Raw genomic sequence first — 23,481 nt, forward strand, 5'->3', positions numbered from 1 at the left:
GATGCGGAGCCAGGCGCGCCGCGCGTCCAAGGCGCGGCGGGTCAGGTGGGGGTCACGGACAGCGAGGCCAGGTCGGACTCGATCTTGGTGGCAGTGGCCAGCAGGGGCGGGAGGAGGTCGCGGCGTACGGCCTGCAGGCTCGTACGGCTGGCGTGCGTCGACACGTTCACCGCCGCCACCGTCCGCCCCGACCGGTCCCTGATGGGCGCCGCGATCGACCGCAACCCCTCCTCCAGCTCCTGGTCCACCATCGCCCACCCGCGACCCCGCACCTCGTCGAGCTCGGCCCGCAAGGCGGCGGGCAGGACGATGGTGCGGGAGGTGAGCCGGCGCGGCTCGGCCCGCTCCAGGTAGGCGTCCAGCTCGGCGGCGGGCAGCCCGGCGAGCAGCACCCGCCCCATCGAGGTGCAGTACGCAGGGAAGCGAGTGCCGATGCTGATCGTGACGCGCATGATCCGGGCGGTGGCCACCCGCGCCACGTAAACGACGTCCTCTCCGTCCAGCACGGCGACGGAGGCGGACTCGCGGACCTCGGCGGCGAGCCGTTCGAGATGGGGGTCGGCGACCTCGGGCAGGGACAGGCTGGACAGGTAGGCGTAGCCGAGCTCCAGCACCCGTGGCGTGAGCGCGAACAGCCGCCCGTCGCTGCGCACGTAGCCCAGGTCGGTCAGCGTGATGAGGAACCGCCTGGCCGCCGCCCTGCTCAGCCCGGTCGCGCGGGCCACCTGGCTGAGCGTCAGCTCGGGCTGGGCGGCGCTGAACGCCCGGATCACCGCGAGCCCCCTGGCGAGCGACTGCACGTGATCGACCATGAGCTGCCCCCTTGACAGCGGCGGGCAAGAGCGTAGCTTCCGCGATACGGGGTCGTTCGGTCAGAGAATACCTGTGCGCAGAGCGAACAGAAAGAGGAGCAGTCGTGCGTCGCGCTCTTGTGATCCTCACCTGCACCGCCGCACTCGTGACAGCCTGTGGCACCTCAGAACCGGCCGGAGAATCCACCGGCACCGGCCCCGCCAAGGTCAACGCGGGCGTCATCGCCATCGTCGACACCGCGCCGATCCACCTCGGCAAGGCCAAGGGCTTCTTCACCGAGCAGGGCATAGACCTCACCATCACCCCGGTCGCGGGCGGCGCCGCCTCGGTGTCGGGGGTGGTGAGCGGGCAGTTCCAGTTCGCCTTCGGCAACACCACGTCGCTGCTGACCGCCAAGCAGCAGGGCCTGGACGTGAAGGTGGTGGCGAACGGCGTCTCCTCGACGGGCGAGCAGGGCGAGGACTTCAGCGCGGTGCTGGTCAAGCCGGACAGCCCGATCAGGACGGCCAAGGACCTGGCGGGCAAGAAGATCTCGGTCAACCAGCTCAAGAACATCGGCGACACGACCGTACGCGCGTCCGTGCGCAAGGCCGGCGGCGACCCGAGCGGCATCGAGTTCGTCGAGCTGCCCTTCCCCGACGCGCCCGCCGCGCTGCAGAGCGACCGGGTGGACGCGATCTGGGTGGTCGAGCCGTTCGTCAGCCAGGCCATCAGCCAGGGTGCCCGCCCGGTGGCGTGGAACTTCGCCGACGCCGCCCCCGACCTGACCGTGGCCATGTACTTCACCACCGGCCGCACCGACGCCGACCTGACCCGCCGCTTCACCGCCGCGATGCGCAGGTCCCTGGAGTACGCCGACGGCCACCCCGACGAGGTGCGCGAGGTGCTGAGGACGTACACGAAGATCGCGCCTGAGGTGATCGCGCAGATCAAGCTGCCGAAGTGGCCGGTCGAGGTGAACAGGGCGTCCGTGCAGACCATCGCGGACCTGGCGCTGGCCGACGGGGTGCTGCAGGACGAGGTGGACGTCTCGGAGCTGGTGCCGTGAGGGGCGCCAGGCTCGGGTACGGCGCCGCGGGTCCGACCGGCCTGCCCGCCCGGCTCGGGCACGGCGCCGCGGGTCCGACCGGCCTGCCCGCCCGGCTCGCGTACGGCGCCGCGGGCCTGACCGGGCTGCTGCTCCTGGCGGAGGCGGTGCCCAGGCTGGGCCTGGTGGACGAGCGGTTCCTGCCGCCCGCCACGGTCATCCTCGGCACGCTGGCCGGGCAGCTCGCCACCGCCGAGCTGTGGATCGCGCTGGCCGAGACCCTGCGCGGCTGGGCGATCGGGCTGGCGCTGGCGTTCTGCGCGGCGGTCGGCGCGGGCGTGCTGATCGGCGTGGTGCCGGGGCTGCGCGCGCTGACGAACTCGACGGTGGAGTTCCTGCGGCCGATCCCGTCGGTCGCGCTGGTGCCGCTGGCGACGCTGCTGTTCGGGCCCTCGCTGGGCTCGACGCTGCTGCTCGTCGTCTACGCCGCGTTCTGGCAGGTGCTCATCCAGGTCCTGTACGGCGTCGCCGCCGTGGACGCGGTCGCCTACGACACGGCCAGGTCGTACGGATTGTCGGCCTGGTCGCGCATCAGGCACCTGGTGTGGCCGACCGCGCTGCCGTACGTCATGACCGGACTCAGGCTGGCGGCGGCGGTGGCGTTCATCCTGGCGGTGACGGCGGAGCTGGTCATCGGCAGCCCTGGGCTCGGCGCGGAGATCCAGGTCGCGCAGAGCAGCGGCGCGGTGCCGGCCGTGTACGCGCTGATCGTGCTGTCCGGCCTGGTCGGCATCGCGGTCAACGCGGCCGTACGGCTGCTGGAGCGCCGGGTGCTGGCCTGGCATCCCGCCGTGCGCTCGGAGGTGGCCGCGTGAAGGTGATCAGGCTGCTGGCGCTGCCCGCGCTGCTGGTGCTGGCCTGGTGGGCGGTCGGCGGGGCGACGTTCTACCTGCCGGGGCCGGCCGCGGTGGGCCGGGCGTTCGCCGAGACGTGGTTCTCCGAGCGGCTGACCGAGGACGTGCTGCCGTCGGTCGGCCGGCTGCTCGCGGGCTACGCCGTGGCCGGGCTGCTCGGCGTCGGCCTGGGCGTGCCCATCGGGCTGTCGCGGCGGCTGCGGGCGACGCTGGAGCCGGTGCTGGAGTTCTTCCGCGCGATCCCGCCGCCGGTGCTGGTGCCGTTGATCATGCTGCTGGCGGGCATCGACACGCCGATGAAGGTGCTGGTCATCGTCTCGGGCTGCCTCTGGCCGATCCTGCTCAACACCGTGGAGGGCGTCCGCGCGCTGGACGAGGTGCTCGCCGACACCTGCCGCATGTACGGCGTGCGCGGCGCCTCCAGGATGCGGCGTTTCGTGCTGCGCGGCGCGAGCCCGCAGATCATGACCGGGCTGCGGCAGGCGCTGTCGATCGGCATCATCCTCATGGTCATCAGCGAGATGTTCGCCAGCTCCAGCGGCCTCGGGTTCACGATCGTGCTGTTCCAGCGGCAGTTCCAGATCGCCGAGATGTGGAGCGGCATCCTGCTGCTCGGGCTGCTGGGCCTCGGGCTGTCGGCGCTGTTCCGCGTGGTGGAGCGACGGGTGCTGGCCTGGTACCACGGGGGTGGAGCGGCCCGTGCTTGAGATCTCCGGCCTGCACAAGGTCTACGCGAGCCCCGGTCGCAGGGTCGAGGCGATCGGCGAGGTGACGTTCGAGGTCGGCGCGGGGGAGCTGGTCTGCGTGGTCGGCCCGTCGGGCTGCGGCAAGACGACGCTGCTGCGCTGCGTGGCCGGGCTGCTGCCGCCGACCGGCGGCGAGGTGCGGGTGGCCGGCGTGCAGGTGACGGGCCCGCCGCCGCGCATGGCCGTGGTCTTCCAGGAGTACGCCCGCAGCCTCTTCCCCTGGATGACCGTGCGCCAGAACGTCGAGCTGCCGCTGAAGGAGAAGCGGCTGCCCGCGGCCAGGCGGCGGGAGCTGGTCGCCGAGTCGCTGGCGGCGGTCGGGCTGTCCGACGCCGCTGACGCGCATCCCTGGCAGCTGTCCGGCGGCATGCAGCAGCGGGTGGCGATCGCGCGGGCGGTCGCGTACGAGCCGCAGGTGCTGCTCATGGACGAGCCGTTCGCCGCCGTGGACGCCCAGACCAGGGCGGACCTGGAGGACCTCATCCTGCGGTTGTGGCGCGACCTCGGCGTCACCACGCTCTTCGTCACCCACGACATCGACGAGGCCGTCTACCTCGGCCGGCGCGTGATCGTGCTCTCATCGTCCCCGACCACGGTCATGGAGGACCTCAAGATCGACCTGCCGCCGGAACGCGACCAGCTCACCACCCGGTCGCTGCCGCGTTTCGGCGAGCTGCGCGGGCACGTCTACCGGCAGATCCAGCGGGCGAGGGGAGAACGATGACCACCGTCAAGGACGCCGTCTTCGACGTGCTGCGCCGCCACGGGCTGACCACGCTGTTCTGCAACCCGGGCTCCACCGAGGTGGCGCTGCTCACGGGACTGCCCGACGACCTGCGCTTCGTGCTGGCCCTGCACGAGGGCTCGGTCGTCGGCATGGCCACCGGCTGGGCGATCGGGCGCGACGCGCCCGCGCTCGCCGTGCTGCACACCACCGCCGGGCTGGGCAACGCCGTCGGCGCCATCGCGACCGCGCGCGAGAACCGGGCGCCGCTCGTCGTGCTCGTCGGGCAGCAGGACCGCCGGCACCTGGCGCTTGAGCCGTTCCTGACCGGGCGGCTCGCGGGGCTGGCGGGCGACTATCCGGTACGGGTCGACCAGCCCGTACGCGCCCAGGACGTGCCAGGAGCGGTCGCCAGGGCCGTGCACGAGGCGCGCACCCACCGGGGGCCCGCGCTGGTCGTGGTGCCGTTGGACGACTGGGACGCGCCCTTCGAAGGGGAGATCATGGCCGCGCCGGCCAGGCTCGTGCGGCCCGCGTCGGTGGTGGACGCCGAGCTGGGCCCGCTGGTGGAGCTGCTGGCCGGGGCCGAGAGGCCGGCGATCGTGGCGGGCGCGGGCGTGCGCGACGGGTGGGACGCGCTCGTGGCGCTGGCCGAGCGGCTGGGGTGCCCGGTGCACCAGGAGTCGTTCGGCGGCCGGGCCGGGTTTCCCCAGGACCATCCCCAGTACGCCGGCGTGCTGCCCGCCGACCGGGCCAGGCTGCGGGAGCGGCTGGCGGCGTACGACGTGGTGCTGGCCGTGGGGGCGCCGGTGTTCCGCCAGTATCCGTACGTGCCGGGGCCGCTGGTGCCGCCCGGCACCGCCGTCGCGCTGGTCACCGACGATCCGGCCGAGGCCCACCGCAGCCCGGCCGACCTGGCCGTCCTGGCCGCGCCGCAAGCCGTCTGCGCCCGCCTGACCGCCCTGCTCCCGCAGCGGCCACGCGCCACGAGCAACCGGCCTGAAGCACAGGAGCACACCACGAACGGCCCGCTCCAGCCCGCCGACGTGCTGCGCGAGCTGGCGCTGCGGCTGCCCGCCGACGCCGCGCTCATCGAGGAGACTCCCTCGGCCCGCCCCGACCTGCACCGCCTCGTCCCCGCCAGGACCTCGCTCGGCTTCCTGTCGGCCGCGATGGGCGGGCTCGGGTTCGCGCTGCCCGCCGCCGTGGGGCTGAAGATGGCGCTGCCCGACCGGCCGGTGGTGGCCGTGGTCGGCGACGGCTCCGCGCTCTACGGCCTGCACGCCCTGTGGAGCGCCGCCCACTACCGGGTGGGCGCCCTGTTCATGGTGCTGGCCAACGGCAGGTACGCGATCATGGACCGGCTCGCCGAGCAGCACGGCGGCGGCAAGGCGCCGTGGCCGGCGTTCGACGAGATCGACATGGGCGCGCTGGCCAGGTCGCTCGGCTGCCCGGCCGTCACGATCGGCTCGCACGCCGAGCTGACCGCGGCCCTCGATGACATCATGCCCGTACTGCCCGGCCGCGACAGCCCCCTGCTGCTCGACGTCGCCGTGGCGGTCGATCCGCGGTTCCAGCCCTGAGGAGGCACACCATGACGTTCTTAGACCCGAAGACGTGGACGGGGTCGATCTTCGACGGGAGCTGGACGGCCGCGCGGGCCGGTGAGGCCCCCGTCATCGAGCCCGCGACGGGCAACGAGCTGGGCAGGGCGGGCACGGCCGGCGCCGAGGACGTGGCGGCCGCCGCCGTACGCGCCAGGCAGGAGCAGCGGGCCTGGGCGGCGACCTCGTACGAGGAGCGGGCCGCCCTGCTGCGCCGCGCGGGCAGGCTGTTCGAGGAGCACGCCCAGGAGATCCAGGACTGGATCGTCAGGGAGTCCGGCGGGGTGCCGGGCAAGGCCGGGTTCGAGACGCACGTGGCCGCCCAGGAGTGCTACGAGGCGGCGGCGCTGGCCAGCCAGCCGGTCGGCGAGATGCTGCCCACGGCGCGCAAGCGGCTCAGCTTCGCCCGCCGGGTGCCGGCCGGCGTGGTGGGCGTGATCGCGCCGTTCAACTTCCCGCTCATCCTCGGCATCAGGTCGGTCGCCCCTGCCCTGGCGCTGGGCAACGCGGTGGTGTTCAAGCCCGACCAGCGCACCGCCGTCTGCGGCGGCTACGCCATCGCCCGCGTCTTCGAGGAGGCGGGGCTGCCTCCTGGACTGCTGCACGTGCTGCCCGGCGGGCCGGAGGCCGGGCAGGCGCTGGTCGCCGACCCGAACATCCCCGTCATCTCCTTCACCGGCTCGACCGCGGCGGGGCGCAAGGTCGGCGAGGCGGCGGCCCGCTCGCTCAAGCGGGTGCACCTGGAGCTGGGCGGCAACTCGGCGCTGGTGATCTTCGACGACGCCGACCTGGACGCCGCGGCCTCGGCGGGCGCGTGGGCGTCGTTCTTCCACCAGGGCCAGATCTGCATGACCTCGGGACGCCACCTCGTGCACGAGTCGGTGGCCGCCGAGTACGTCGAGCGCCTGGCGGCCAAGGCCGACGGGCTGCCGGTCGGCGACCCGGCCACCGGTCAGGTCGCGCTCGGCCCGCTCATCGACGCCGGGCAGCGCGACCGCGTGCACCGCCTGGTCACCGAGAGCGTGACGGCCGGGGCCAGGCTGGCGGCGGGCGGCTCGTACGAGGGGCTGTTCTACCGGCCGACGGTGCTGGCCGAGGTGCCGGTGCGGGCGCCCGCGTACGCGGAGGAGGTGTTCGGCCCGGTGGCGCCTGTCGCCACGTTCGCCACCCTGGAGGAGGCGGCGGCGCTGGCGGCCGACTCCGAGTACGGCCTGTCGCTCGGCATCCTCACCAGGGATGTCATGAAGGGCCTGGCGCTGGCCGAGCAGGTGCCGACCGGCATCGTGCACATCAACGACCAGACCGTGGACGACGAGGCGGTGGCGCCGTTCGGCGGCGTGGGCGCCTCGGGCACCGGCAGCCGCTTCGGCGGCACGGGCGCCAACGTCGACGCCTTCACCGAGACGCAGTGGGTCACGGTGCAGGGCGACATCGCCGGTTACCCGTTCTAGCGGTTGCGGTAGCGGTCGGTGGCCTCTTTGGTGGCGCGGATGGCGGCTTCGGCGGTTTCGTAGCGCCGCTGCGCCAGCCCGACGAAGATGCAGTCCACGATGAGGAGCTGGCTGATCCTGCTGGCCAGCGCGCCCGGGCGGAACGCCGTCTCGCGGCCCGCGGAGACCAGCGTGTGATCGGCCAGCTCCGCCAGCGACGAGCGCGGGTTGTCGGTGATGGCCACCAGCAGGGCGCCCGCCTCTGCGGCGGTGCGGGCCGGCACCAGCACGTCGGGCGTCTCGCCGCTGCAGCTCACCGCCACCACGACGTCGCCGTCGCGGAGCAGGGCCGCGCTGGTCAGCGCGAGGTGGGCGTCGCTGAACGGGTGGCTGGACAGGCCGATGCGCAGCAGTTTCTGCGACATGTCGGTCGCGACCAGGCCCGAGGCGGCGACGCCGTACACGTCGATCCTGCGCGCCTCGGAGATGGCCTTGACGACCTCGCCGAGCCGGTCGGGGTCGAGCTGGGCGGCGGTGTCGGCGAGCGCCTCCGACTCGGCCCGCGCGACCTTGGCGATGACGTCGGTCAGCGGGTCGTCGGGCGCGAGGTCGCCGGGCACCAGCCGCTCGGGCTCCTTGGCGACGGCGGCGGCCAGCGCGAAGCGCATCTGCGAGTATCCGGCGAAGCCGAGGGCCCGCGCGGTGCGCACGATCGTCGCCTCGCTCGTCCCCGACACGGCGCTGAACTCGGTGATCGTGCTGCGCACCACGAGGCCGGGGTCGTCCACGATGAGGCGGGCGATCGACTGCGCGGCGGGGGTGAGCGAGGGCAGGACGGCGCGTACGGACGCCACCGGGTTCGCCGGCTCGACGCTCATCGGGTCATCCACTCGGCCGCGGCCTGGGCCGACACGTGGGAGATGCCGTGCGTGTGGACGTGCGTGCCGCCTTCCGGCGTGGCGGGCACGCCGGTGTCCACCACGAACGCGTCGGGGCGGGCGGCCAGGGCCCGCGCGACCGTGTCGCGCACCTGCGGATGTCTGGCCGCGTCGTGCACCACCAGCACCACGGGACGCTCGCCGAACGCGGGCAGCTCGCCGCCCTGCTCCAGCCGCACCCGTGCGGTGCCCGGCAGCAGGGCGGTCAGCGCGGTGGCGACGCCGGTCGGCGTGTCGGCGTCGATGGCCTTGTTGAGCCGGGTGTTGACCTCGACGACCAGCGGGGCGCTCGTCAGCCTGCCGTCGCCGGTCGTGGTGATCGCGCGGCGGGCGGCGTCCAGGCCGACGCCCTCGTCCACGTCGCCGTGGGCCTTGGCGCGCAGCTCGGACTGGGCGGCGTACCAGGTGGACAGGGCCCGCACGCGGGCGGCGGCCTCGGCCAGCCGCTCCTCGGCCAGCCGGCCCTCGCGGACCGCCGCGACGATCGCCTCCGCGATCTCGCGCAGGCCGTGCTCGTCGCTCAGGCCGACGCAGACGGCGTCCACGCCGGCGGCGAGCGCGCGTACGGCGATCTCGCCGGGCGGCGCCATGGCGGCCACCGCCCGCATCTCGATCGCGTCGGTGACCAGCATCCCGTCGAAACCGAGCTCGCCCCTCAGGAGCTCGGTCATCACGGTACGGCTGAGCGTCGCGGGCACCGCGGGATCGAGTGCGGGCACGAGCAGGTGGCCTGACATGATCGAGCGCACCCCCGCCTCGATCGCGGCGCGGAACGGCGGCAGGTCGCGCTCCTGGAGCACCTCCCTGGTGGCGTGCACGGTGGGCAGGGCCAGGTGGGAGTCGGTGACCGTGTCGCCGTGCCCGGGGAAGTGCTTGGCGCAGGCGGCCACCCCGGCGCCCTGCACGCCCTCGACGTACGCGGCGGTGTGGCGGGCGACCAGCTCGGCGGCAGGCCCGAACGAGCGCACGCCGATCACGGGGTTGGCCGGGTCGGCGTTCACGTCGGCGGAGGGCGCGTAGTCGAGCGTGATGTCCAGGTCGGCGAGCATCCTGCCGATCTGCCGGCCCACCTGCTCGGTGAGCCGCACGTCGTCCACCACGCCCAGCGCCCTGTTGCCGGGGAAGGAGCTGCCGTCCGCCACTTCGAGCCGGGTGACCGTGCCGCCCTCCTCGTCGATGGCGACGACGACGTCCGGGTTCTCGGCCCGCAACTGGCGAACGAGATCGGCGCCGATGGCGTTGCGGGCGAACAGCACGACGCCGCCCAGACCCTCGCCCAGCGCGCGGCGCAGCCAGTCGGGAGCAGAGGTCCCCTCGAACCCCGGATGCAGCACCGTCATCGCCAGTCTGTACAGGTCACCGCTCATCGGCATTTTCCTTCACGGTTGTTGATCTGAAGGTAATTTTCTGTCATCGTCGCCTTCGATACAACCACTTCCGAGAGGCACCCCCCATGCCCAGCAGAAGGACTCTCCTCAAGGGTCTCGCTCTCGCCGCCGCCGCATCGGCCGTTCCCCTCCCGGCCTTCGCCCAGCCCGGGTACGTGCCCCCGCTGCGCCAGATGCGCGGCATGTGGATCGCGTCGGTGGTCAACATCAACTGGCCGTCGAAGCCGGGACTGACCGCCGAGCAGCAGAAGGCGGAATACCTCGCCTGGCTCGACGTGGCCGTGCAGCGCAAGCTCAACTCGGTGTTCGTGCAGATCAGGCCCACGGCCGACGCGTTCTGGCCGTCGCCGTACGAGCCGTGGTCGCAATATCTCACCGGCACCCAGGGCCAGGACCCCGGCTACGACCCGCTCAAGTTCGCCGTCGAGGAGACGCACAAGCGCGGCCTGGCCTTCCACGCCTGGTTCAACCCCTACCGCGTCTCGATGCAGGCTGACCCGGCCCAGCTGCACCCCGACCACCCCGGGCGCAAGCACCCCGACTGGATCGTGCCGTTCGGCGGCAAGCTCTACTACAACCCCGGCATGCCCGAGGTCAGGAAGTTCTGCCAGGACGCCATGATGGACGCGGTCACCCGCTACGACATCGACGGCCTGCACTTCGACGACTACTTCTACCCGACCAACACCGCCGACTTCGACGACGCGGAAGAGTTCGCCGAGTACGGCGCCGGCTTCCCCGACCTCGCCGCCTGGCGCCGCAACAACGTGGACCTCATGGTCCAGGAGATGCAGCAGCGCGTGCTCAAGGCCAAGCCGGAGATCGCCTGGGGCATCAGCCCGTCCGGCATCTGGCGCAACAAGGGCACCGACCCGCTCGGCTCCGACACCAACGGCGGCCAGTCGTACGACAACCTGCACGCCGACACCCGCGGCTGGGTCAAGAAGGGCTGGCTCGACTACATCGCGCCGCAGCTCTACTGGTACATCGGGCAGCCGCCGGCCGACTACTCCAAGCTCGTGCCGTGGTGGTCCGACGTGGCCGCGGGCACCAAGACGCTGCTGTGGATCGGGCAGGCGGCGTACAAGGCGGGCGACCCGGCGCAGGCGGCCGAGTGGCAGGCGCCGGACGAGCTGTCCAGGCACCTGACGCTCAACCGCGACCACCCCGAGATCGGCGGCGACATCTGGTACAACGCCAACGACGTCAAGGTGGACAGGCTCGCCTCCGTCACGACCGCGGTCAACGACCACTACCAGCGGCCCGCGCTCGCGCCGGTGCTGCCCCGGCTGGCGGGCGGCAGGGCGCCGTCGCGGCCGGTGGTGGCGTACGCGCTGCGCCGCCACGGCGGGGTCGAGGTGCGGGCGGTGGCCACCGGGAAGGACGAGCCCTTCCAGTGGGCCGTCTTCCGCTTCGACCGGCCCGCGAACTCCCGCGCCTTCGACGACGCCCGCAACCTGGTCGCCGTCTTGCCGGGCGACCGGCAGCTGCGCTGGGTGGACGCCGAAGGCGAGCGCGGCCACCACTACTACGTCGTCGCGGTGGACCGGGCGAACAGGACCAGCAAGCCCAGCAACGGGTTCAGGGTGATCTGAGAGCGTGCTGCGCCCGGCTGCGTCGCCGGTCGGACCGGCGACGAGCCGCGGCGCCGCCCTGAGCAGGGCGTACGCCGTTGCTCGCGCCCCCGTAGGGGGTGATGTTCAGGTTCCGACGCTGCCGGAACCCCTCGCCGTGGCCCCGGTCGCGAACCTTGAGACTACGAAGCCCTGCGCCCGGCCGCCGAAGCCTGCTCGGGTGCGGCTCCCGACGACCTCTGCGGTGGCACCACAGGGGTCGGGCGGACCAGCCCGAGCGCGACGACCTCGTTGGCCAGCCGTGTGCGCCGGTTGGTGCCCTCGGGAATCCTGAACTTCTGGTAGAGCCGCAGCAGATGCTGCTTGACCGCGGCCTCGGTCACGACCAGGTCGTCGGCGATCTCGCGTGCCGTCGCCGGAGCGACGAACGCCTCGTCGGACAGCGCCGGCCGGCAGAGCGAGGTCAGCACATCGACCTCGCGCCTGGTCAGCTCGGGTGCCGCCGCCCTGCGCAGCTCGACCTCGGGGGTGAAGTCCTCACGGGGGACTCCACCGATCCGGCCGCGTGCCGCGCCGAAGGAGACGACGTCGCCGTCGTCAAGGACCCTCCGGGCGATCGGCCTGCCGTTCACCCGCGTGCCGTTCCTGGACAGCCCCAGGTCGACGACATACAGGTAGGGTCCTCGTCTGACGAACTCGGCATGGAGTCGAGACACGCTGGGGTCGGTGAGCCGGATGTCTACACCCCGGCCCCTTCCGACCGTCGTGATCTCGGGGCGCAACGGGACCACCTCGCCAGTGTCCTCGATGCGTATGAACGGCCCCTCCACGGCAGTTCCTCCCCAGGTAGCCCGCCGTAACTATTACTACAGCTCCGGCTTACCCAACCGAGGGGATGCGGAATCTCCTTTGCCGAAAGGAGAATCCGTCGTGAAATTGGTCTGGACCTTTGCCGTCGGTTTTGCCTGCTCACGGGTAGACTTCGGGCGGAGATAAGCGGAGGAAACACTCATGGCGGACAAGCCAACGAAAGGTCTGGCCGATGTCGTCGCCGCGTCCACAGCGCTGAGCGACATCGACGGAAAGGCCGGTCGCCTCTTCTACCGTGGATACGACATCCACGACCTGGCCGGCCGCGCGACGTTCGAGGAGACCGCGCACCTGCTCCAACGTGGCAAGCTGCCCACCCGCTCCCAGCTCGACGCCTACGGCGACGAGCTGGCACGGGGCCGCGAGCTGGGCGCCCTGGTGTCCGCGAACATCGCCGAGATCGCCGAGAAACAGAAACCCATGGAGGCGCTGCGCACGCTGGTCTCCCTGGCGGGCGCCGACGACGCCGACAAGGACTCCATCGACCCCGAGGCCAACCTGCGCAAGGCCGCCCGCCTGGTGGCCCAGCAACCGCTGCTCGTCGCCCGCTACCACGCCGCGCGCACCGGCTCGGAGGTGCCCGAGCCCGACCCGTCGCTGAGCATCGCCGCCAACTTCCTGCTCCAGGTCACCGGCCGCACCCCCGACCGGCGCGAGGTCGAGATCTTCGACGAGTGCCTGGTGCTGCACGCCGACCACACCATGAACGCCTCCACCTTCGCCGCCCGCGTGTGCGCCGCGACGCTGTCGGACATGCACTCCGCCATCGTCGCCGCCATCGGCACCCTCAAGGGCCCGCTGCACGGCGGGGCGAACGAGCAGGTCATGAAGACACTGGAGTCGCTGTCGCCGGGCGGCGTCGCCCAGGCCGTACGCGACAAGCTCGCCGCCGGCGAGAAGATCATGGGCTTCGGCCACCGCGTCTACAAGACCGAGGACCCCCGCGCCACGCACCTGCGCCGCATGTCCGCCGAGCTCGGCGAGGCCGGCGGCGACGACACGTATTACCGGATGTCGAAGGAGATGGAGGAGGTCGTCTTCGAGACCAAGGGCCTCTATCCCAACGTCGATTTCTACGCCGCTTCCGTTTACCACTACCTTGGCATTCCGACAGACCTGTTCACGCCGGTCTTCTCCGTCAGCCGCATGTCAGGCTGGACGGCTCACGTGATCGAGCAGCACGCCGACAACCGGCTGATCCGCCCCGACAGTGAGTACATCGGTGAGACCGACCAGAAGTGGAAGCCGATAGAAGAGCGTTGAGCAACGGGACCGAACGCGAGACCTGGGGGCCGTACCCGCTGATCCTGGTGGGTGCGGCCGCCGGTGTGCTCGCCATGTTCATCGCCGACCCGCGCTGGGGCGGGTTCGTGCTGGGGGCCGTCATCATGATCGCGGCCGCGCTGCGTTTCGCCGGTTACGGCGGTCAGCTCGCACTCAGGAGCAAGAAGATCGACGTCATCACGCTGTCCGTGTTCGGATTCGTGCTGGTGCTGACCTCGCTCCTTCTCGGTAACAACGAGCTGAAAGCGATCATCCTGTCCCTTTTCGCCCCGTGACCAGACGGTCCGATAGCCTCAACGCATCCATTCATTGAAGGGGAACCATTCGCATGCCCAAGATCAAGGTGGAGGGCCCCGTCGTCGAGCTTGACGGCGACGAGATGACCCGGATCATCTGGCAGTTCATCAAGGACCAGCTGATCCTTCCCTACCTCGACGTCGACCTGAAGTACTACGACCTCGGCATCGAGCACCGCGACGCCACGGACGACCAGGTCACCATCGACGCCGCGAACGCCATCAAGAAGTACGGCGTCGGTGTGAAGTGCGCCACCATCACCCCGGACGAGGCGCGTGTCGAGGAGTTCGGCCTCAAGAAGATGTGGAAGTCCCCCAACGGGACCATCCGCAACATCCTCGGCGGCGTGATCTTCCGCGAGCCGATCATCATGTCCAACGTGCCGCGCCTGGTGCCCGGCTGGACCAAGCCCATCGTGGTCGGCCGTCACGCCTTCGGCGACCAGTACCGCGCGACCGACCTGAAGATCCCCGGTGAGGGCACGCTGACCCTGACGTACACGCCGAAGGACGGCTCCGAGCCGATCGAGCTCGACGTGTACGACTTCCCCGGCGGCGGCGTCGCCATGGCGATGTACAACCTCGACGAGTCGATCCGCGACTTCGCCCGCGCCTCCATGCGCTACGGCCTGGCCCGCAACTACCCGGTCTACCTCTCCACGAAGAACACCATCCTCAAGGCCTACGACGGCCGCTTCAAGGACATCTTCGCCGAGGTCTACGAGACCGAGTTCAAGGCCGACTTCGAGAAGGCCGGCCTCACCTACGAGCACCGCCTCATCGACGACATGGTCGCCGCGGCGCTCAAGTGGGAGGGCGGCTACGTCTGGGCCGCGAAGAACTACGACGGCGACGTCCAGTCCGACACCGTCGCGCAGGGCTTCGGCTCCCTCGGCCTGATGACCTCGGTCCTGATGACCCCCGACGGCAGGACCGTCGAGGCCGAGGCCGCCCACGGCACCGTGACCCGCCACTACCGCCAGCACCAGCAGGGCAAGCCCACCTCCACCAACCCGATCGCCTCGATCTTCGCGTGGACGCGTGGCCTAGCCCACCGCGGCAAGCTCGACGGCACCCCCGCCGTCACCGACTTCGCCGACAAGCTGGAGCAGGTCTGCATCGAGACCGTCGAGAGCGGCCAGATGACCAAGGACCTCGCGCTCCTGGTCGGCGGCGACGCCGCGTGGCTCACCACGCAGGACTTCCTCGCGGCGCTCGACGAGAACCTCAAGAAGAAGATGTCGGCCTAGCCGGAAACGGCCTCTACCTGCGACTACGCCGCATGGTGGGGGCCGTTTCGCATGCCTGGGCCGTCGTCACCCTCGCATGTCAGCAGTGATCGATACGCTCCTGCGCCATGTCGACATCATCTACGTCGCTGGACACGAACACAGCGGTGACCAGGAGCTTCTCGGGCGCGTGCGTATCGCGGTGGTCGCCGAGGCGTTCCGGGAGTTCCTGCACAGCAGACTGCCGCAGGATCTGCTCGCCGACCTCGGTGTGAGCCTCAAGGACGGCGACTTCGCGGTCAACGTCGAACTGCGTCGCGAGCCCACCGAGGACGAGCTTGACCAGCTCAACCGCGTGGTCCAGACCGCCACCGCCGAGTTCCGCCGCCGCGGCTCCGCGAGATGACATGCAGGAAGGGCCACGGCGGCTGCGTACGGCCTCTGCCTCCCCGGCAGGGGCCGGTCGTTTTGTCGGGCCCGGCGCGTTTTCCCAGCTCTTGACCCCGAGGGCGGCGTGGCGTAGTTGATCACGTGGGTAAGAGCCAGCTCAGAACAGTCGTACGCGTTTCGGGGGGTAAGGATGCGACTGCGTTATCTGAGTGGGCTGGGGGCGCTCATCGCCGCCGCTCTCCTCACGGGCTGCGACTCTCAGCCCGAGACCGCCAAGCTGACCAACAACAAGGTCGACGCGGCGGCCAAGGCCAAGGCGGACAGGGCGGCCAAGGTGAAGCGGGCCGCCGCGGTGAAGGCCAACGAGCTGGGGCAGATCCCGGTGCTGATGTTCCACCGCATCGTGCCCAAGCCGCAGACCACCGACGACCGGTCGCCCCAGCAGTTCAGGGCCGATCTGGAACGCCTGGTGAAAGAGGGCTACGTGCCCGTCTCGGCCGCCGAACTCGTGACCGGCAAGATCGACATCCCGGCCGGCAAGCACCCCGTGGTGCTGACGTTCGACGACTCGTCGCCCTCTCAGCTCACCCTGAACGCGATGGGCGTGCCGCAGAAGGACACCGCGGTGGCGATCCTGAAGGAGGTGGCCGCCGCGCACCCCGGCTGGAAGCCGAAGGCCACCTTCTACGTGACGCGCGACATGTTCGGCAAGACCGTGCGCGAGGAGCAGGCCCAGGCGCTGCTGTGGCTCAAGGACAACGGTTTCGAGCTGGGCAACCACACCCGCGACCACTTCAACCTGCGGGGCCGCTCGCAGAAGGAGGTCGAGGAGCAGATCGGCTCGATCGGCAAGGAGATCGAGGCCCTGTCGTACGTCAAGCCCGTCACCATCGCCCTGCCGTACGGCAACCAGCCGAGCAAGAAGAACTGGGCGCTGCGCGGCAAGGCGTACAAGCACGCGGGCGCGTTCCTGGCCGGCTACACCCCGGCACCGGCGCCGTTCAGCAAGGCGTTCGACCCGGCCGGCATCCCGAGGATCAAGGTCATGGAGAAGAAGGGCGACTGCGCCCAGTTCTGCTCCGAGGCGTGGCTCGACTGGCTGAAGAAGAACCCGGACATGCGCTACACCTCCGACGGTGACCCGCGTACGGTGGCGTATCCCAAGTTCAAGGCGCCCTCGCTGCGCAAGGCGTTCGCGACCTGGAGCCTGCCCTACTGATCGGCCTCACCCGCGACCCACGTCAACCCCGGCGCCGGAGATCGGCGCCGGGGCGGGAAAGAGGCGAACCCGTGACGTACCTAAGCCTCAACCGATCCCTGAGAAGTTGCTGAGCGTCGTAAAGTTTGCGTCGATGGGTTCAGTACACGTGGGGATGACGAATGCCGCAGATCTCGCCGCTGGTCGCCGGCGATCCCACCGAGCTGGGGTCCTTCCGGCTGTCAGGACGGGTCGGGGAGGGCGGGCAGGGCATCGTCTATCTGGGGGTCAACAACCAGGGTGAGCGGGCCGCGATCAAGCTGCTGCACGTCAAGTTCAGCGGTGACACGATCGCGCGCTCGCGCTTCGCGCGGGAGCTGAAGGCGGCGCAGCGGGTGGCGTCGTTCTGCACGGCGCGGGTCATCGAGGCCGACCTCGACGGTGACACGCCGTACATCGCGAGCGAGTACATCGACGGCCGGCCGCTGCGCGAGATCGTCGAGACCGACGGGCCGCTCACCGGCACCGTGCTCGACCGGCTGGCCATCGGCACCGCCACCGCGCTCACCGCCATCCACCACGCCTCGATCGTGCACCGCGACTTCAAGCCCGACAACGTGCTGATCGCCGCCGACGGGCCGCGCGTGGTCGACTTCGGCATCGCCCGCATCATCGACTCCACCGGTACGATCACCAGCCGCGCCATCGGCACGCCCGCCTACATGGCGCCCGAGCAGATCGCCGGCGACGACATCGGGCCCTACACCGATGTGTTCTCCTGGGGCGCGACCATCGCGTTCGCCGCCACGGGGCAGGTCGCCTTCGAGGGCAAGTCGATCGCGGTCGTGCTCAACCGCATACTCAACCACGAGGTCGACGTCACCATGATGGCCGAGCCGCTGCGCGGCGTGGTGAGCTCGGCGCTGGCGAAGAACCCGGCCGACCGGCCGTCCGCCGACCAGATCCTGCTGCGGCTGCTCGGCCAGTCGTCCACGGCGGGCGCCTCGACGGCGGTGCTGACCAAGGGCGTGCAGGTGGCGAGCGACGACACCACGCCGTTCCTGCGGGTGTCGGCGGGTTCGATCACCGACCGTCCCGGCGTGACGGGCGCCTCCCCGGCCCAGCCCGCCCCGACCGGCCCCCAGACCGAGCAGAGCCCCCAGCCCGCGCAGAGCCCCCAGACCGGCCCCCAGACCGGCCCCCAGACCGGCCCTCAGACCGGCGGCCCTCCAACCGGCCCCCAGACCGGCTCCCACACGGGCTCGCAGGCCGTCCCAGGTCCGCACACCGGCGCCCAGGTCCCGCATCTGCCGGCTCCCCACGCGGCTCCCCACACGGCTCCCCACGCTGGGGCATCAGCGCTCCAGAACGCGCCGACCGGCCCCGGGCAGCACCCGGGCGGCGTGGGGCCGGAGGGGGGTGCGGCGCCGTACGCGCCGACCGGGCCCGCCGCGCCCGCACGGCGCGGGCGGGCCAGGCTGTGGATCGCGGTGGCCACCGTGCTCGTGCTGCTCGCCGCCGCCGCACTGGCGCTGTTAGCGAACGGCTGGCGCCCGCTCGCCTTCTTCGAGCAGGTCGATCCGCCGCCGCAGGACTCCGGCGGTGCGGCCACGTCGGTCGTGGACAAGGTGGCCCAGACCGGGAAGATCGTGATCGGGGTCAAGGGCGACCTGCCGGGCATCGGGCTGCAGGACGGCGGCTCCTTCGAGGGCTTCGACGTCGACGTCGCCAAGCGCATCGCGGCCGAGCTGGGCGCCAGGGAGACGACGTTCGTCAGGGTCGGGCGGGACGACCGGGCGTCCGCGCTGGCCGAGGGCCGGGTCGACCTGGTCGTGGCGACGTACTCGATCGACAGGAGCGACACCCAGTTCGCCGGGCCCTACTACCTGGCCCACCAGGACGTCCTGGTGCGCGCCGGCGACATCGACGACATCGACGAGCTCAAGGGCAAGCGGGTGTGCGCGCTCAACAGCCCGTCGGTCGGCGCCGTCCAGGACCGCGTGCCGGTCAAGCCGGTCGCGGCCAGCGACTACGCCGCCTGCATGGACCTGCTGCGCACCGGCAAGGTGAGCGCGGTGCCCGGCGAGGACCTGATACTCGCCGGGTTCGCGGCCCGCGAGAACCAGCGCTTCAAGATCCTCGGCGCCAAGCTCAGCAACGAGCGCTACGCGGTCGGCATCAAGGACGGCGACGTCAAGACGTGCAAGGCCGTGTCGGGCGTGATCGCCGACATGTACGCCAAGGGCGTCATGGAGCAGCTCCTGACCAGCTATTTCGGCAGGGTCGACTTCAAGGAGGAGCTCAAGGTGCCCGCGATGGAAACCTGCTGATGACGAGCGGGTAACATCCCGAACGTCAATGATTCTCGCTGCGAGTTAGGGGAAGGCCATGGCGTCGTCAGCCACTGAGCCCGTCAAGGTGCCCGTCAAGGTGACCGTCACCGGAGCCGCCGGCCAGATCGGCTACGCATTGCTGTTCCGCATCGCGTCGGGGCAGCTGCTCGGCGCCGACACGCCGGTGAAGCTGAGCCTGCTGGAGATCCCGGCGGCGGTGAAGGCGGCCGAGGGCACCGCGATGGAGCTGGACGACTGCGCGTTCCCGCTGCTGTCCGGCATCGAGATCACCGACGACCCCAACGTGGCCTTCGACGGCGCCAATGTCGCGCTGCTGGTCGGCGCCATGCCCAGGAAGGCCGGCATGGAGCGCGGCGACCTGCTGGGCGCCAACGGCGGCATCTTCGGCCCGCAGGGCAAGGCCATCAACGACCACGCGGCCGACGACATCAAGGTCCTGGTCGTGGGCAACCCGGCCAACACCAACGCGCTGATCGCCCAGCAGAACGCTCCCGACGTCCCGGCCGAGCGCTTCACCGCGATGACCCGCCTCGACCACAACCGCGCGCTGTCGCAGCTCGCGGCCAAGCTCCAGGTGCCGGTCACCGAGATCAAGCACATGACGATCTGGGGCAACCACTCCGCGACGCAATACCCCGACCTGTTCCACGCGGAGGTGGGCGGCAAGGTCGCGGCCGAGCAGGTCGACGGCGACTGGCTGCGCGAGACGTTCATCCCGACCGTGGCCAAGCGCGGCGCGGCCATCATCGAGGCGCGCGGCGCGTCCTCGGCCGCCTCGGCGGCCAACGCCGCGATCGACCACGTCCACGACTGGGTCAACGGCACCGAGTGGACCTCGGCCGCCGTGGTCTCCGACGGCTCCTACGGCGTGCCCGAGGGGCTCATCTCGTCCTTCCCGGTGCGTGCGGCCGACGGCAGGTTCGAGATCATCCAGGGTCTCGAGATCGACCCGTTCTCCCGCGAGCGCATCGACGCCAGCGTGCGCGAGCTGGCGGAGGAGCGCCAGGCGGTCAAGGACCTCGGCCTCATCTGACGTACTTTCGCTGACGCGCGCCTTCCGCTTCGCGGGGGGCGCGCGTTCGCGTCCCGGGGGTCAGCCGGTCACGGAGTGGCCGCCTCGTCGCTCGGCGCGGGGTCGGCGGCCGGTACGGGGCCGGGCGTGGCGAAGACCACACCGGCGGCGGTCAGGAGGCTGCCCGTCACGACGAGGGCGACGAAGAGCAGCTTCGTGACCCTTGGTGAAAAGCTCCTCACATTTGCGTATCACAGCACAGATCGCACACGCGTAGGGTCATTTCCGAGAAAGCGCTCCCCAGGCGTCGGCGACGATGTCGCGCAGCGCCGGCCGCTCGGCCTTCCACCCCAGCTCACGCTGGATCTTCGCGGACGACGCCACCAGCACGGCGGGGTCGCCGGGCCGCCGCTCGCCGACCACCGCCGGGATCTCGTGCCCGGTGACCTCGCGGCAGACCGAGATCACCTCCTGCACGGAGAAGCCGGCGCCACTGCCCAGGTTGTAGATCTCGTGCCGGCCGGGCGTGATCGACTCCAGCGCGAGCAGGTGGGCCCTGGCCAGGTCGGCGACGTGGATGTAGTCGCGCACGCAGGTGCCGTCGGGCGTGGGGTAGTCGGTGCCGAACACGCTGACCGACTCGCGCTCGCCCGTCGCGACCTTGAGCACGTTGGGGATCAGGTGGGTCTCGACCGCGTGCCGCTCGCGGTAGCGGCCGTAGGCGCCGGCCACGTTGAAGTAGCGCAGGCTCACCGCGCCGAGGCCGCGCAGGCCCGCGTACGCGGTGAGCGCGCTGTCCACGGCCAGCTTGGTCGCGCCGTAGGGATTGGTCGGGCGCGTGGGATCGCTCTCTTCGATGGGCGAGCGCTCGGGCTCCCCGTACGTCGCCGCCGTCGAAGAGAACACGATCCGGCCCACGCCGTGCTCCCGCATGGCGTCGAGCAGCGCCAGCGTGCCGCCCAGGTTGTTGGCCCAGTAGCGCGCAGGCTGCTGCACCGACTCGCCGACCAGCGACTTGGCGGCGAAGTGCAGCACCGCGTCCACGCCGTCGAGCGCCTGCCCGGCCTCGGCGATGTCGGCGCGCACGAACCGCGCGCCCTCGGGCACCGCGTCCTCGTGCCCGGTGGACAGGTCGTCGAGCACGGTCACCTCGTGTCCCGCCTCGACGAGCTGGGCGGCGACGACACTGCCGACGTATCCGGCCCCTCCGGTGACCAGCAGTCTCATGTGCACTCCTGTGGAGATATGTTTGATTTTGTAAGGCTTGCCGTTCAGCATACGCGGGAGACCCGGCGAGTACGCTGCCAACCACCATGTTTGACACCGTCGCGGCCAACATCGCCCTGGTCCTGCTGTTCATTCTGATCGGGGGCTTCTTCGCCGCCGCCGAGATAGCCATGGTCTCCCTGCGCGACAGCCAGGTGCGCAAGCTCGCCCAGCAGGGCAGGCGCGGCGAGCGGGTGGCCAAGCTGGCCCAGGACCCCAACAGGTTCCTGTCGGCCGTGCAGATCGGGGTGACCGTGGCCACCATGCTGTCGGCCGCGTTCGGCGCCGACCGGCTCGCCGCCCAGTTCGAGCCCGTGCTCGTGAGCTGGCAGGTGCCCGAGGCCGTCGCGCCCGTGCTCGCGCTGGTGCTGGTGACGCTGGCGATCTCGTACGTGTCGCTGGTGCTCGGCGAGCTGGCGCCCAAGCGGCTGGCGCTGCAGCGCACCGAGGGCCTGTCGCTCCTCGTGGCGCCCTTCCTCGACCGCATCGCCGCCCTGTCGCGCCCGGTCATCTGGATGCTGTCGAAGTCGACCGACCTCGTGGTCCGGCTGCTCGGCGGCAACCCGTCGGCCGACAGGGAGGAGGTCACCACCGAGGAGCTGCGCGACATGGTGGTGGGACACACCGACCTGACCGCCGACGAGCGCAAGCTCATCGCCGAGGTGTTCGCCGCCGGGAAACGGCAGCTCAGGGAGGTGATGCTGCCGCGTACCGAGGTCGAGTTCATGGACGCCGACACGCCGCTGACCGAGGCCGCCAGGCTGGCCGCCACACTGCCGCACTCGCGCTTCCCCGTCTACCGGGAGTCGTACGACGAGGTGGTGGGCTTCGTCCACGTGCGTGACCTGCTGGACCCGGAGCTCATCGGGCGGACCGAGCCGATCAGCGCGGTGGTGCCGATCAGGACGGCCAAGTTCGTGCCCGCGTCCAAGCGCCTGCTCACCACGCTCAACGAGATGCGCGACGAGGGCCAGCACCTGGCGATCGTGGTGGACGAGTACGGCGGCACGGCCGGCATCGTCACCATGGAGGACCTGGTGGAGGAGCTGATCGGCGACATCAGGGACGAGTACGACCTCGAGGAGGACGTCGTCGTCCTGCCCGCCGGCGAGATCGAGATCGACGGCCTGACCAACCTCAACGACTTCGCCACCGAGACCGGCATCAGGCTGCCGGACGGCCCGTACGAGACGCTGGCCGGCTTCGTCATGGCCATGCTGGGCCACGTGCCCGCGGTGGGCGAGCGGGTGGAGTTCAGCGGCTTCGAGCTGGCCGTGACCGAGCTGGACGGCCGCAGGATCGCCCGCGTCAGGGTGAAACGCCGACCGGCCGTCGAGTCGGCACCTGAGCAGGATTCCTGACACAATTGCCTGCTATGGCCAGACCTCGTGTTCTCTCCGGCATCCAGCCCACAGCGGACTCTTTCCACCTGGGCAACTACCTGGGTGCGCTCCGTCAGTGGGTCACGTTGCAGGAGACCCACGACGCGTTCTACTGCGTGGTCGATCTCCACGCGATCACGGTGCCGACCGAGCCCGCCGCGCTGCGCCGCCGCAGCCGCGTGGCCGCGGCCCAGCTCTTCGCCGCCGGGCTCGACCCCGAGCGGTCGACGGTCTTCGTGCAGTCGCACGTGCGTGAGCACACCGAGCTGGCGTGGATCCTCATCTGCCTCACCGGCATGGGCGAGGCGGCCAGGATGACGCAGTTCAAGGACAAGTCGGCCAAGTTCGGCGAGAGCGCGGCCAGCGTCGGCCTGTTCACCTACCCGATCCTGCAGGCCGCCGACATCCTGCTCTACCAGGCCGACAGCGTTCCCGTGGGCGCCGACCAGAAGCAGCACCTCGAGCTGACCCGCGACCTCGCGCAGCGCTTCAACCACCGCTTCGGCGACACGTTCACGCTGCCCGAGCCGTTCATCCCGAAGGAGGTCGAGAAGATCACCGACCTCCAGGACCCGACGTCGAAGATGTCGAAGTCGTCCTCCAGCCCCGCGGGCATCCTCGACGTGCTGGAGCAGCCGGGGCCGCTGCGCAAGAAGGTCATGCGCGCGGTCACCGACACCGGTTCCGAGGTGCTGTTCGACGAGGAGAACAAGCCGGGCATCTCCAACCTGCTGCGCATCCAGTCCGCGCTGACCGGCACGCCCATCCCCGAGCTGGTGGCCCGCTACGAGGGCCAGGGCTACGGCACGTTCAAGAAGGACGTGGCGGAAGCGGTGGTCGAGACGTTCACGCCGATCAGGGAGCGCACGGAGAAGCTGCTCGCCGACGAGAAGGAGCTCGACCGGCTGCTCGCGATCGGCGGCGAGCGCGCGTCGGCGGTGGCCAGGCAGACGATGGAGCAGGTGCGCGACCGCGTGGGCTTCCTGCTCTGACCGCACCGGCTCGCTGAAGGGCCAGGACCGCCGTCGGCGGTCCTGGCCCT

At 71.0% G+C, this 23,481-nt stretch carries 22 protein-coding genes; 16 read left to right on the plus strand and 6 right to left on the minus strand.

Going from position 1 to position 23,481, the window contains the following annotated elements:
- Window positions 1–41 precede the first annotated feature (41 nt).
- Window positions 42–812: an IclR family transcriptional regulator gene (locus AB0K28_RS04080; protein ID WP_364364822.1), complete on the minus strand. Its 771-nt coding sequence runs from the start codon at window positions 810–812 to the stop codon at window positions 42–44.
- 104 nt (window positions 813–916) lie between these two features.
- Here AB0K28_RS04080 and AB0K28_RS04085 point away from each other — a divergent pair, with 104 nt between their 5' ends.
- Genes AB0K28_RS04085 through AB0K28_RS04110 form a run of 6 tightly spaced genes read left to right on the plus strand, consistent with a single transcriptional unit; the run spans window position 917 to window position 7,279 of the window.
- Window positions 917–1,861 (plus strand): ABC transporter substrate-binding protein, encoded by a 945-nt coding sequence (locus tag AB0K28_RS04085; protein WP_364364825.1) that lies wholly within the window; start codon window positions 917–919, stop codon window positions 1,859–1,861.
- Window positions 1,858–2,715 carry an ABC transporter permease gene (locus AB0K28_RS04090; protein WP_364364827.1) on the plus strand — a complete coding sequence of 286 codons (858 nt, stop codon included), beginning with the start codon at window positions 1,858–1,860 and terminating at the stop codon, window positions 2,713–2,715. The genes AB0K28_RS04085 and AB0K28_RS04090 overlap by 4 nt, the downstream gene beginning before the upstream one ends.
- Window positions 2,712–3,461 carry an ABC transporter permease gene (locus AB0K28_RS04095; RefSeq protein WP_364364830.1) on the plus strand — a complete coding sequence of 250 codons (750 nt, stop codon included), beginning with the start codon at window positions 2,712–2,714 and terminating at the stop codon, window positions 3,459–3,461. Before AB0K28_RS04090 ends, AB0K28_RS04095 begins: the two co-directional genes overlap by 4 nt.
- Entirely contained in the window at window positions 3,454–4,224 is a 771-nt protein-coding gene (locus AB0K28_RS04100) for an ABC transporter ATP-binding protein (RefSeq protein WP_345409530.1), read from the plus strand. The genes AB0K28_RS04095 and AB0K28_RS04100 overlap by 8 nt, the downstream gene beginning before the upstream one ends.
- Complete coding sequence (locus AB0K28_RS04105) at window positions 4,221–5,807, plus strand: thiamine pyrophosphate-dependent enzyme (protein ID WP_364364833.1); 1,587 nt, start codon at window positions 4,221–4,223, stop codon at window positions 5,805–5,807. The genes AB0K28_RS04100 and AB0K28_RS04105 overlap by 4 nt, the downstream gene beginning before the upstream one ends.
- Window positions 5,808–5,818: 11 nt before the next feature.
- Complete coding sequence (locus tag AB0K28_RS04110; RefSeq protein ID WP_364364836.1) at window positions 5,819–7,279, plus strand: benzaldehyde dehydrogenase; 1,461 nt, start codon at window positions 5,819–5,821, stop codon at window positions 7,277–7,279.
- Here the strand turns inward: AB0K28_RS04110 and AB0K28_RS04115 are convergent.
- Both AB0K28_RS04115 and AB0K28_RS04120 read right to left on the minus strand, forming a co-directional pair.
- Window positions 7,276–8,136 (minus strand): MurR/RpiR family transcriptional regulator, encoded by an 861-nt coding sequence (locus AB0K28_RS04115; RefSeq protein ID WP_364364839.1) that lies wholly within the window; start codon window positions 8,134–8,136, stop codon window positions 7,276–7,278. The genes AB0K28_RS04110 and AB0K28_RS04115 overlap by 4 nt on opposite strands.
- Complete coding sequence (locus tag AB0K28_RS04120; RefSeq protein ID WP_364364842.1) at window positions 8,133–9,563, minus strand: glycoside hydrolase family 3 N-terminal domain-containing protein; 1,431 nt, start codon at window positions 9,561–9,563, stop codon at window positions 8,133–8,135. Before AB0K28_RS04120 ends, AB0K28_RS04115 begins: the two co-directional genes overlap by 4 nt.
- 86 nt (window positions 9,564–9,649) lie before the next feature.
- Between AB0K28_RS04120 and AB0K28_RS04125 the strand changes: the two genes are divergently transcribed.
- Window positions 9,650–11,179, plus strand: a complete 1,530-nt coding sequence (locus AB0K28_RS04125) for a family 10 glycosylhydrolase (protein ID WP_364364845.1) — start codon at window positions 9,650–9,652, stop codon at window positions 11,177–11,179.
- 161 nt (window positions 11,180–11,340) lie between these two features.
- Here AB0K28_RS04125 and AB0K28_RS04130 read toward each other — a convergent pair whose 3' ends face one another.
- Complete coding sequence (locus AB0K28_RS04130) at window positions 11,341–11,988, minus strand: FHA domain-containing protein (protein WP_345396031.1); 648 nt, start codon at window positions 11,986–11,988, stop codon at window positions 11,341–11,343.
- Window positions 11,989–12,169: 181 nt separating this feature from the next.
- Between AB0K28_RS04130 and AB0K28_RS04135 the strand changes: the two genes are divergently transcribed.
- From AB0K28_RS04135 to AB0K28_RS04165, 7 genes are all read left to right on the plus strand, one after another.
- The gene (locus AB0K28_RS04135) at window positions 12,170–13,291 is read left to right on the plus strand and encodes a citrate/2-methylcitrate synthase (RefSeq protein ID WP_364364848.1); all 1,122 of its coding nucleotides are present in this window, start codon (window positions 12,170–12,172) and stop codon (window positions 13,289–13,291) included.
- The gene (locus AB0K28_RS04140; RefSeq protein ID WP_364364851.1) at window positions 13,288–13,587 is read left to right on the plus strand and encodes a DUF3017 domain-containing protein; all 300 of its coding nucleotides are present in this window, start codon (window positions 13,288–13,290) and stop codon (window positions 13,585–13,587) included. Before AB0K28_RS04135 ends, AB0K28_RS04140 begins: the two co-directional genes overlap by 4 nt.
- Before the next feature lie 53 nt (window positions 13,588–13,640).
- Window positions 13,641–14,858, plus strand: a complete 1,218-nt coding sequence (locus AB0K28_RS04145; RefSeq protein ID WP_364364854.1) for an NADP-dependent isocitrate dehydrogenase — start codon at window positions 13,641–13,643, stop codon at window positions 14,856–14,858.
- A gap of 76 nt (window positions 14,859–14,934) precedes the next feature.
- Window positions 14,935–15,243 carry a hypothetical protein gene (locus AB0K28_RS04150; RefSeq protein WP_364364857.1) on the plus strand — a complete coding sequence of 103 codons (309 nt, stop codon included), beginning with the start codon at window positions 14,935–14,937 and terminating at the stop codon, window positions 15,241–15,243.
- Window positions 15,244–15,417: 174 nt separating this feature from the next.
- On the plus strand, window positions 15,418–16,446 hold the full coding sequence (locus tag AB0K28_RS04155; protein ID WP_364364860.1) for a polysaccharide deacetylase family protein: 1,029 nt from the start codon (window positions 15,418–15,420) through the stop codon (window positions 16,444–16,446).
- Between the two features lie 161 nt (window positions 16,447–16,607).
- Window positions 16,608–18,755, plus strand: coding sequence for a transporter substrate-binding domain-containing protein (locus AB0K28_RS04160; RefSeq protein ID WP_364364863.1), 2,148 nt, complete (start codon window positions 16,608–16,610; stop codon window positions 18,753–18,755).
- Between the two features lie 58 nt (window positions 18,756–18,813).
- Window positions 18,814–19,812 (plus strand): malate dehydrogenase, encoded by a 999-nt coding sequence (locus AB0K28_RS04165; protein ID WP_364364866.1) that lies wholly within the window; start codon window positions 18,814–18,816, stop codon window positions 19,810–19,812.
- A gap of 68 nt (window positions 19,813–19,880) precedes the next feature.
- Here the strand turns inward: AB0K28_RS04165 and AB0K28_RS04170 are convergent, their stop codons facing one another.
- Together AB0K28_RS04170 and galE are read right to left on the minus strand one after the other, a co-directional pair.
- A complete protein-coding gene (locus AB0K28_RS04170; protein WP_364364868.1) occupies window positions 19,881–20,033 on the minus strand; it encodes a hypothetical protein in 153 nt (50 codons plus the stop codon).
- A gap of 37 nt (window positions 20,034–20,070) precedes the next feature.
- Entirely contained in the window at window positions 20,071–21,018 is a 948-nt protein-coding gene (galE, locus tag AB0K28_RS04175) for a UDP-glucose 4-epimerase GalE (RefSeq protein ID WP_364364871.1), read from the minus strand.
- Window positions 21,019–21,104: 86 nt separating this feature from the next.
- Here galE and AB0K28_RS04180 point away from each other — a divergent pair, with 86 nt between their 5' ends.
- Together AB0K28_RS04180 and trpS are read left to right on the plus strand one after the other, a co-directional pair.
- On the plus strand, window positions 21,105–22,418 hold the full coding sequence (locus AB0K28_RS04180; protein WP_364364874.1) for a hemolysin family protein: 1,314 nt from the start codon (window positions 21,105–21,107) through the stop codon (window positions 22,416–22,418).
- A gap of 14 nt (window positions 22,419–22,432) precedes the next feature.
- On the plus strand, window positions 22,433–23,431 hold the full coding sequence (trpS, locus tag AB0K28_RS04185) for a tryptophan--tRNA ligase (RefSeq protein WP_345396061.1): 999 nt from the start codon (window positions 22,433–22,435) through the stop codon (window positions 23,429–23,431).
- The last annotated feature ends 50 nt before the right edge of the window (window positions 23,432–23,481 follow it).

The organism is Nonomuraea sp. NPDC049504, from assembly GCF_040676845.1.
In the GTDB taxonomy this organism is placed as follows: Bacteria; Actinomycetota; Actinomycetes; order Streptosporangiales; family Streptosporangiaceae; genus Nonomuraea; species Nonomuraea salmonea.